This is a genomic window from Streptomyces sp. NPDC040622, assembly GCF_055593965.1.
This window is the reverse complement of sequence record NZ_JBVIXD010000018.1, coordinates 80,681-89,685: the sequence shown is the minus strand read 5'-3', so window position 1 is coordinate 89,685 and position 9,005 is coordinate 80,681. Positions and strand designations below refer to the sequence as shown.

The window sequence follows — 9,005 nt, the reverse complement described above, 5'->3', positions numbered from 1 at the left end:
CGCGCGCCCTTCACCGACTCCACCGTGCGCTCGATGAGCTCCTCACGCGCCTGCGTCAGCACCGAGATCGTCACGTCCTCGGGGATCGCGTCCTCATCCTCGATGATCGAGCGCACGAAGTCGAAGTCCGTCTGCCCCGACGAGGGGAAACCGACCTCGATCTCCTTGTAACCCATCCGTACCAGCAGATCGAACATCGCCCGCTTGCGGGCCGGCGACATCGGATCGATCAGCGCCTGATTGCCGTCCCGCAGATCCGTGGACAGCCAGCGCGGCGCCACCGTGATCCGCCGGTCCGGCCACGTCCGGTCGGGAATGTCCACCTGCTCGTACCGCCCGTACTTGTGAACAGGCATCCGGGAAGGTATCTGCCGCGAAGGTGTCATGTCTCCTTAGGTGCCCGCCGTCGCGGGGGCGACCGTGCCGCTCTCCGGCGGGGGCGTTGAACGTGTTGAGAGCACCGGGCCTTCGCCGTGTCCCGGCGGCAAGCCCGCGACGGCAGGCGAGCCTGCCTGGAAGACGACCACCACCGTCGACGCCCACCGGCCCCGGCCGTGGCGCGACCGCGTGCCCGCCGCATCCGCCGCACCCGCCGCACCCGCCGGTCGAAGCTCCGGCCGGTAGCCCGCTCGCCCGGTGCGGTGCCTTCCCCCGCCCCCCGGCACACGGCGCCGTCGCGGATGCGCGCTCTGCCGAGCCATGATCCGATTCATTGCGTACGTCAACGCCGTCTGGGGATATGGGTGCGCAATGGGTCCCGTCGAGTTCGTCGTGCCGGCGTTTCCCGGCGAAGTGCAAGCTGCACCAGGCCGTGAGCCACACCGCGGTGGGTGCCGCGGGCGGCACCATGGCGCGGGCGGCTCAAGAAAGGCGGCTCAGGAGAAGACGGACCCGGCATCGCAGCCGCCCGCCTCTCCCGGCCCGCCCGCCACTCCCTGACCTGACACCTCGGCCGCCCGGGCCCACCGATCCGCCATCTCCCGCACCCGACACCCGTCAAGGAGCAGCACACGTGAAGACGCCCGGATCGCCCTACGACCAGCAGTCCACGTCCGTGTACGGGGGCGACGCGACCGCGCCGCCACGGACTCCGCGCCGCGTCGACGCCGCGCGCCTGTGGGCGGGTGGCGTGATGACGGCCGTCGTCGCGGCGCTCACCGCCGTCGTCGCCGTTCTGCTGGTCCGCGGCATCCTGGGCATCGCCGTCTTCGCGCCGGACGGCGAGGGCGCCCTGGGCGACGCGTCGACGGGGCTGCTGGCGGGCGGCGCGGCCGTGGCCGCGCTGGTGGCCACCGGCCTCCTGCACCTCCTCGTCCTCACCACTCCGCAGCCCGGCCGGTTCTTCACCTGGATCGTCGCCCTGGCCACGGCCGTCCTGGTGCTGCTGCCGTTCGCGACGTCGCTGACCACCGAGACCAGGGTGGGGACCGCCGCCGTGTACCTCGTCATCGGCGTGGCCATCGGCTCGCTGCTTTCGGCCGTCGCGCGCAGCTCGGCCCTTGGTGGCCGCGACTGACGCCACGTCCGATGTCGGCATGCCGTGCGGCGAAGCGAGTGTGCGGATACGCCCTAGGTCAGGACCAGCCAGCGTCGGCCGTCGATGAGTTCCCGTGCCGCGTCGAGGTGTCCGGCGTGGCACGCGGTCTCGGTGATGACGTGCAGCAGGACGTCCCGAAGGGTGTGCAGGTGCGGTTCGCCGAAGAGGTGGTGGGGCCACCAGGCCAAGGGGGCGTCGGCGGGGGTGGCGGAGACAGAGGCGTTTGAGAGCTGAATCTCCCGGCGGTACCGGTCGACGACCTCGGCCGCCGGCACATCGGCCCCCATCCGCCAAGCGTCATCGATCTCCGCCAGGGCGGAGATGACGCTCTCCTCCCCGGCGACGACGGCACGGAACCAGAACCGTTCGACGTCCAGCGCCAGGTGCTGGACGAGTCCGAGGCAGCTCCATCCGGACGGCAGGACGGGCCGTCGCAGCGCGCCGTCGTCGAGGCCGTCCAGGATGCCGAGGACGTGGCGCCGCTGTCCGTCCAGGGCGGAGAGGAGCGCCCTGATCTCAGGGGCCGAAGCGCTCACCGGGTCACTTGCCGTGTGGGTCATGGTGCAAGGCTCTACGAGCGGTTCAGCCGTGCATAGGGGGCGGCCGGAGGCTCGTGGTGCCGCGTGGGCGGGACCGGCCCGTCGACGCACTCCGGCCCGCCCCTCGGGGGCCGCTGCCGGGCAGCCCTCCGGCTACTTCTTCAGCGCTTTCGCGAACTCCGGCACGACCTCGTCCAGGGTGTAGTTCACCGAGAGCACCGAGTCGGTCGCGAAGGCCTTGCCGGACGGCGACTTGGGATCGAGGATCACGTCGTGTCCGGCCTTGGCCGCCGGTACCTTCTTGAACAGCGGGTCCTTGCCGACCTCGGCCGCCGACATGCCGATGGGCTCCATGACCATGAGGTCGGCGTCGAGCTTGTTCACGTTCTCGCGGGCGACGCTGATGTAGAAGCTGTCGCCGCCCTGCTTCTCGACCCAGGGGTTGTTCTTGAGGCCGAGCCGTTCCAGGAAGTCCACGCGGCCGCTGCCCCGCACGTAGGCGCCGAAGCCGTCGGACGTCAGCGAACCGGACGTGACCGTCTTCCCCTTGAACTCGGGGTGCGCCTTGGCCGTCGCGGTGAACTTGGCCTTGGTCTTGGCGATGAGTTCCTGGCCCTTGTCGTGCAGGCCCAGCGCGTCGGCGACCATCTCGGTCTGGTCCTGCCAGTCCGTCAGGTACTGGTCACCGCCCTTGGGCACCCCGACCGTGGGCGCGAGCTTGCTGAGCTTCTCGTACCGCTTCGGGTCACCGCTCGACTTGGTGTCGAGGATCAGGTCGGGACGCAGCGACGCGATCTTCTCGTACTCGGGCTCAAGGGTACCGATCTTCGTGGGGCTCTTGTCGTACTTGCCCTTCGCCCAGGGCCCCACGCCGTCACCGCCGAAGTCGAGCCAGTCGCTGGCTCCCACCGGCTGCACGCCCAGGGCCAGCGCGGTCTCCGCGTCGCCCCAGCCGAGCGCGACGACGCGCTGGGGCTGTTCCTTGACGGTGACCTGACCGAACTTCGTGGCGACCTTGGCGGGAAAGTTCCCCTTGGCGACCGCACCGGTGTCGCCGTCGTTGCTGCCTGCGCCGGAGCCCGACGAACAGCCCGCGACCACGAGGGTGGCGGCGACCGCCACCGTCACCGCGGTGAGGCGCCGAGAGCGCGAGGACGGGGCAGTCGGCCGTGAGGAAGATGTCGAACGCTTGAACATGAAGAAAGGCTAACCTAACCATTCATATTCGGTTGTCGTGGGCCCTGGCAGCTCCGACAAGATGCTTTCCGTGCCGCTCTACCAGAAGCAGAGCGCGAAATGGGCGGCGAAAGTCCTCAAGACAGCTGGAAGAAGGTCCGGAATCTCGCGGCCGAGGGCTCAGATCCCGGAATTGTGCGCCTGCGTGTCTGCCCTGCGGGCTCCGGAACGCAGCGCCTTGCGGTCGAGTTTCCCGACACCGGTCAGCGGGATGTGATCGAGCACATGGATTTCGCGCGGGTATGTGTGCGCGGCCGGACCGGCTGCAACGCGGCATGGCGGACGACATGACGACATCGAGACACTGGCCGGCCACCTGACCGGGATCGGCGTGGCACTGCTCGCCGACCTGGAGTGACGACAGCTCCGAGCGGCGACGAGAGTGCCCCGCTCGGGGTCTCGGATGGTCCGGTTGGCGCCCGTGCCGTCAGTCGGCCGGATCCGGGACGGGCAGGTGCTGCTCGGCGGCCCAGGAGGCCAGGATCCGCAGCCTGTCGTGGGTGGACGAGCCGGCTTCGGCCGTCCACACCACCAGTTGCTGGTCGGAGTCGGTGGTCGCCGTCAGGGTGTCCCAGTCCAGCGACAGTTCCCCGACCACGGGATGGGTGAGCACCTTCGTGCCCACGCTGCGGGTGGCCACCCGGTGCTCGGCCCACCAGCGCCGGAAGTCCGCGTCCTGGACCGAGAGTTCACCGACCAGTGCGGTCAGCCGGGGATCGCCCGGATTCTTCGCCGCCTCCATCCGCAATTGCGCGACCGCCATGCGCGCCACGCTCTTCCAGTCGGCATACAGCGTCCGCATCACGGGGTCCGTGAAAAGGATCCGCAGATAGTTTCGGTGCTTTTCAGGAACGGCCGAGAAATCGGTGATCAGCGCGGCGGCGAGCGGGTTCCAGGAGATGACGTCCATCCGGCGGCCCATGACGATCGCCGGAGTCGAGGAGAGGTCGTCCAGGACCCGGCGCAGCTGCGGCTGGACCTTCTGCGCGGACCGCAGGCGCGGCCGGGCGGTCTCCTTTCCGGCCAGGCTGTACAGGTAGCGCCGCTGGTCCTCATCGAGCTGCAGGGCCTCGGCGACCGACTGCAGGACCGGCGCCGAGGCCGGCATCCGTCCCTGCTCCAGGCGGGTGTAGTAGTCCGTGGAGATCGCCGCGAGCTGCGCGACCTCCTCGCGACGCAGCCCGCTCACCCGGCGGGGCCCCGTGCTGTCGGGCAGGCCGACGGCGCGCGGGCTCAGCTCGGCCCTGCGCGCCTTGAGGAACTCGCCGAGCTCGTTCAGATGCGGTGTCCCACTCATGCGTCCAGTCTCGCAGTACCGGCTGTCCGCGTGAGGGGGAGAAAACTCTCCCAGGATGTTCTCCTCCCGGGAGGAAACTCTCCTCTTGGCGCGCTTACGGCGGTTTGCCAAGGTGGAATTCAGCGGAAAGGACGGCACACCATGGAATTCGTCAAGGCCAAGCCCACCGGAAAGGGACCGGCCGACTGGTTCAACGGAGACGTCTGGTTCGACGTCATCCACGCCGGCGAGGAGCCCTCCCGCATCCGGGCCAACATGGTGCGCTTCGCACCCGGCGCCCGCACCGCCTGGCACCACCACGCCGTCGGACAGACCCTCCACGTCGTCGCGGGGACCGCGCTGGTCGGCACGCGCGACGGCACCGTCTACGAGGCCCGCCCCGGCCAGACCGTGACCTGTCCGCCCGGGGAGGAGCACTGGCACGGCGCCGACGAAGAGCACTTCATGCAGCACCTGGCCCTGTGGGACGGCACCGCTCCCGACGACGACAGGCCCGAGACCACCTGGCTCGAACACGTCAGCGACGCCCAGTACCGCGCGCCGCGCACCCGAAGCCACTGACCACTCCGGAAACCGGAGAGGAGACATCGTCATGACCGCCACGATGACCGCACTGTTCGGCGGCCACGGTCCCCACTGGACTCCGCGGCAGATCCCCGTGCCCGCACCTGGGCCGGGCCAGATCGTGGTGCGCGCCCACGCCGTCGCTCTCAACAACGCCGACATCGCCATGCTCGCCGACGCCGACCCCGCGGCCGGCGGCACCGGCGCTCCCTACCGGGCGGGCTTCGAGTTCGCCGGCGAGGTCACCGCGCTCGGCGAAGGAGTCGAGGCGCCCGCCGTCGGCAGCCGGGTCATGGGAACCACGCCGGGCAGCTTCGCCCAGTACGTTCTCGCCGACCACCGGCACGTGCTGCTCGTCCCCGACGGCGTGGACGACGTGGAGGCGTGCGCGCTGCCCACCGGTCTGCTCACCGAACACGGCGCTCTCACCGTGGCGGGCTTCCGGCCCGGCCGGAGCGTGCTGATCACCGGTGCGACCTCCAGCATCGGCCTGATCGGCGTACGGATCGCCCGGGCCCTGGGCGCAAGCACCATCGTCGCCACCACGCGCACCGGCGCGAAGGCCGACCTGTTGCGCGGGACCGGTGCCGATGAGGTCGTGGCCACCGACGAACGGGACCTCACCCGGGCCGTACTGGACCTCACCGGCGGCGAGGGCGTCGACGTCGCCCTGGACCACGTCGGCGGCCGGACGTTCGCCGCCTGCCTTCCCGCCACCCGCACCGACGGCGCCGTCGTCAACATCGGCCGGCTGGCCGGGGCAGCGTCCACCATCGATCTCGACGCCCTGTCCTACCGGCACCTGCGCGTCGCCGGAGTCTCCTTCGGCTTCACCCGGCCCGCGGAACTGGGCGCCGTCATCGCCGAGGCCGGCGCCGCCCTCCTGCCCGCCGTCGCCGACGGGCGCGTACGGCCACTGATCGACACGGCCCTGTCCTTCGACACAGCGTCCCTGGCCGCGGAGCGACTCCGCTCCCACCGGGCCCACGGCAAGGTCGTCCTCTCCGTGCCGTGAGGCGTGCGGGTCCCCGGTCACCGGATCCGGGGACCCGCCCGCTTCGTACGAGACGGTCTAGCAGGTGGGGGGCTCCCCCACGCCGGAGTCGATCAGGACGTTGCCCGGCCAGTACACCCATCCGCTCACACCGGTCACCCTGTTGGTGATGCGCCACCAGGGGTTCGCGGTGCAGTGGATGGTGATCGCCTGCCCCTTCTGCCCGTGTCCGAGGCTCTGGTAGCTGGTCGAGGGCCCCGTGCGGATGTTCACGCCGCTGGCCGTGAAGAATCCGGAGACGCCGGCGGCAGCCGTCACGGACGCCGGAGCCACGGTGGTGCCCTGGGCGTGGGCGGTACCCGCGGTCATGGCGCCGCCGAGCGTCACCAGGGCCGCCAGGCAGACGGCCGTCCTACGCGTGCGTGTACCGGACTTGTGCGTGGACCTCATGGTTGTACCTCCCAGAAGAGTGCGACGGGAACGAGAATCCGCACTGCCACACCCGCGCGTCCAACCTTTTGATCAGCGTTGAATACATGGCCGGGCCCGGGCCGGTTGGTGGACGATGTGCGCGGAGGAACGGCGCGCGGTGCGGGGGACCGTACGCCGGCCGGCGGCGCCGCACAGGCCGTCTCCGTACGCCCTCCGGGCGGTGCGCGGCTCGCTGAGCGGTGCGCGGCCCGGAGGGCGTCTCCGCACCGGCGCCCGGGGCAGCGCTCACCGCGTGAAACCGGTCCCGTCAGCCGTGCCGGGCGTGCGTCTCCAGAAGGCTGATGCCCAGGGACGTAGCCGCGTGCAGCACGGCCTTGCCCTCACGGGTCGTGGTGATCAGACGGGCGTTGCGCAGCACCTTCGCGTGGTAACTCGCGGCCGCAGCGGAGACGTTGAGCCGTCGCGCCAGCTCCAGCGTGCTGCATCCGCCGACCGTCGCCTCCAGCGTCTCCGCCCTCGTACGCCCCAACAAGTCGCCCAGCGACCCGCCGCCCGGCCCTTCGACGGCCCACAGGTCTCCCGCGGACGCGGCGTCGACCGGGGCGGGCACGGCGAGGACCGGTGCGCGGTCCGGGTCCAGCGGGGCCACCAACAACGCGACCTGTGGTGAGGAGAACATCGTGGGTGTGATCACCAGGCCCCGCCCGCCCAGATGCACGTCGGCGTCCCGGGGATGCCTCATTTCGAGGACGGGCGGCCGCCAGCGCAAGGACGGCCCGTGGAGCGTGGCGAGCAACCGCTCCACTCCGCCCTCGCCGAGCGTACGCGCCTGCGCCGACCGGACCGCCGCGAGATGGGACCGGATGCGCTGCCAGTAGGGCGCGACCGTGACGCCGTGGCAGGCCCGGAGCGCCGAGGACAGCTCCCGCAGGACCTCGCGATCACCGTCGGCCAGCAGCCCCGCCCAGCGGAGGTGTGCCCGGTCGAACAGGATGTCCTCCAACTCGGCGCGCAGCAGGGCGCGGGGAGCCGACAGGAGGGTCTCCACCGCCTCGTCGATGTCCGCGGAGTCTCCCGCGAGGCTCGCCACGTCCACGGAGGGGCCGTGCGCCGGCATCAGCGCGGTCAGCGGCCCGATCCGGTCGGCGAGACGGTTCCCCAGCGACGCGCGCCACGGGCCGAACGCCCGGCGGGAGTCACGGTCCTTGAGAATCTTGAGGCTGTCCAGGGTCTCCGCCGCCGCACCGATCGTCGGGCCCAAGCGGGTACGTGCGATGTCCTCGGCCGTGAAGTGGATCCGTTTCACTGAGCGTTCCGTTCCGGTCGTACCTGCCGCCAGCCTCGCAGGAGCCCCGGGAACCGCGCAACGGCCGTTCAGGCCACGGGCGTCGCCCCGCACGGCCACGCGCGTGCGCCTCGTCGAGCGGACCCCGGCCACCCGGCACACGGCACACGGTGAGCAGCGAAAATCCACGTGCGCCGATTGATCACGCCGGGGAACACTGTGCCGATGAGCACCGCGGCGACCCCGACATCGCAGGAACGAGCCCTTCGGCATGTCACCGGACTGGCGTCGGGCCCTCCGATGGACCCGGCGCTGCGCGTGACCCTCAACTTCCACCCGGACCGTCTGCTGCACGGCATGCCCATCCTGGACGCCATGGCCGGGGACGGTGTCTACCGTTCGCAGTTCGTCACGGGGACCAGCAACGGCGGACTGACCGCGCATCCGGGCGGCGACCGGTGGCGCTGGGAGAGCCGGATCTTCGACGGGGCGTACGACGGAGCGGTCGCTCAGGAGCGGCCCGTCTACGGCGCGTTGAACTTCCGTCGCAAGCCGGTCGGCGCGGCGCCACGGTTCGGCTCGGCCCACTTCCGGCTGACTGCGGGGACGTTGGCGCGGACCACGTTCTGCTACCCGGACAGCTTCCTCGAACCTTCGGATTTCGGCGTCGAAGCCCGCATGGGGCTCGTCGAGCTTGCGCTCGCCGACCGCCAGGACGACCTCGACGACTACATCGAGGCACAGGTGCACGGGCCGGTCCGGCTGCACCACGGTCAGGTGGAGGCGCTGGTCCTTGACCCCTGCTACCGAGGCACCACGGTCGAAGCGGCAGCGCTGCGGCTCGACTGCGCGGTGGAGTGGCACCCCGGCTTCCGTCTCGGGGTCGACGAACTCCGGCGTCATCCCGGCTACCGAGGCCAGGAGTACGTCGACTTGGGCGCGCGGATCGCGGTCGACGGCGTACTCGACCCCCGGATCGTCGGGGACGCCGCACGTGCCGACCGCCACGACCCGCAGGCGGTCAAGAAGGTCTGGCACTACCTGGCGCGATTCGGAACGCCCTGAAAAGCCACGGACAGGGCGGTGACTCCGACGCCGGCGAAGAGGGCCACGCTCGACGG

The 9,005-nt window shown here is 70.9% G+C and carries 9 protein-coding genes and 1 pseudogene; 4 read left to right on the top strand and 6 right to left on the bottom strand.

The genetic code is table 11. The features are described 5' to 3' along the window. Positions 1–386, bottom strand: a pseudogene (locus ACZ592_RS36810) (2-isopropylmalate synthase); the annotation flags it as partial. A gap of 626 nt (positions 387–1,012) precedes the next feature. Here ACZ592_RS36810 and ACZ592_RS36805 point away from each other — a divergent pair. Next, positions 1,013–1,516, top strand: coding sequence for a DUF6069 family protein (locus ACZ592_RS36805; protein WP_471586092.1), 504 nt, complete (start codon positions 1,013–1,015; stop codon positions 1,514–1,516). 53 nt (positions 1,517–1,569) lie between these two features. Here the strand turns inward: ACZ592_RS36805 and ACZ592_RS36800 are convergent, their stop codons facing one another. The 3 genes from ACZ592_RS36800 to ACZ592_RS36790 form a co-directional block, all read right to left on the bottom strand. Then, positions 1,570–2,097, bottom strand: coding sequence for a DinB family protein (locus ACZ592_RS36800; RefSeq protein WP_471586091.1), 528 nt, complete (start codon positions 2,095–2,097; stop codon positions 1,570–1,572). Positions 2,098–2,229: 132 nt separating this feature from the next. Further along, entirely contained in the window at positions 2,230–3,273 is a 1,044-nt protein-coding gene (locus tag ACZ592_RS36795) for an iron-siderophore ABC transporter substrate-binding protein (protein WP_471586090.1), read from the bottom strand. 466 nt (positions 3,274–3,739) lie between these two features. Next, a complete protein-coding gene (locus ACZ592_RS36790; RefSeq protein WP_471586089.1) occupies positions 3,740–4,609 on the bottom strand; it encodes a helix-turn-helix domain-containing protein in 870 nt (289 codons plus the stop codon). A gap of 141 nt (positions 4,610–4,750) precedes the next feature. Here ACZ592_RS36790 and ACZ592_RS36785 point away from each other — a divergent pair, with 141 nt between their 5' ends. Together ACZ592_RS36785 and ACZ592_RS36780 are read left to right on the top strand one after the other, a co-directional pair. Further along, a complete protein-coding gene (locus tag ACZ592_RS36785; protein WP_471586088.1) occupies positions 4,751–5,170 on the top strand; it encodes a (R)-mandelonitrile lyase in 420 nt (139 codons plus the stop codon). A 31-nt stretch (positions 5,171–5,201) separates the two neighbouring features. Beyond that, positions 5,202–6,188, top strand: a complete 987-nt coding sequence (locus ACZ592_RS36780) for a quinone oxidoreductase family protein (protein WP_471586087.1) — start codon at positions 5,202–5,204, stop codon at positions 6,186–6,188. Positions 6,189–6,245: 57 nt separating this feature from the next. On the opposite strand, the gene ACZ592_RS36775 is transcribed toward ACZ592_RS36780, so the two are convergent. Continuing rightward, positions 6,246–6,617, bottom strand: coding sequence for an SH3 domain-containing protein (locus ACZ592_RS36775; RefSeq protein WP_471586086.1), 372 nt, complete (start codon positions 6,615–6,617; stop codon positions 6,246–6,248). Between the two features lie 289 nt (positions 6,618–6,906). Next, on the bottom strand, positions 6,907–7,905 hold the full coding sequence (locus ACZ592_RS36770; protein WP_471586085.1) for an ArsR/SmtB family transcription factor: 999 nt from the start codon (positions 7,903–7,905) through the stop codon (positions 6,907–6,909). A 204-nt stretch (positions 7,906–8,109) separates the two neighbouring features. Between ACZ592_RS36770 and ACZ592_RS36765 the strand changes: the two genes are divergently transcribed. After that, the gene (locus ACZ592_RS36765; RefSeq protein WP_471586084.1) at positions 8,110–8,949 is read left to right on the top strand and encodes a DUF3626 domain-containing protein; all 840 of its coding nucleotides are present in this window, start codon (positions 8,110–8,112) and stop codon (positions 8,947–8,949) included. Positions 8,950–9,005 lie beyond the last annotated feature (56 nt).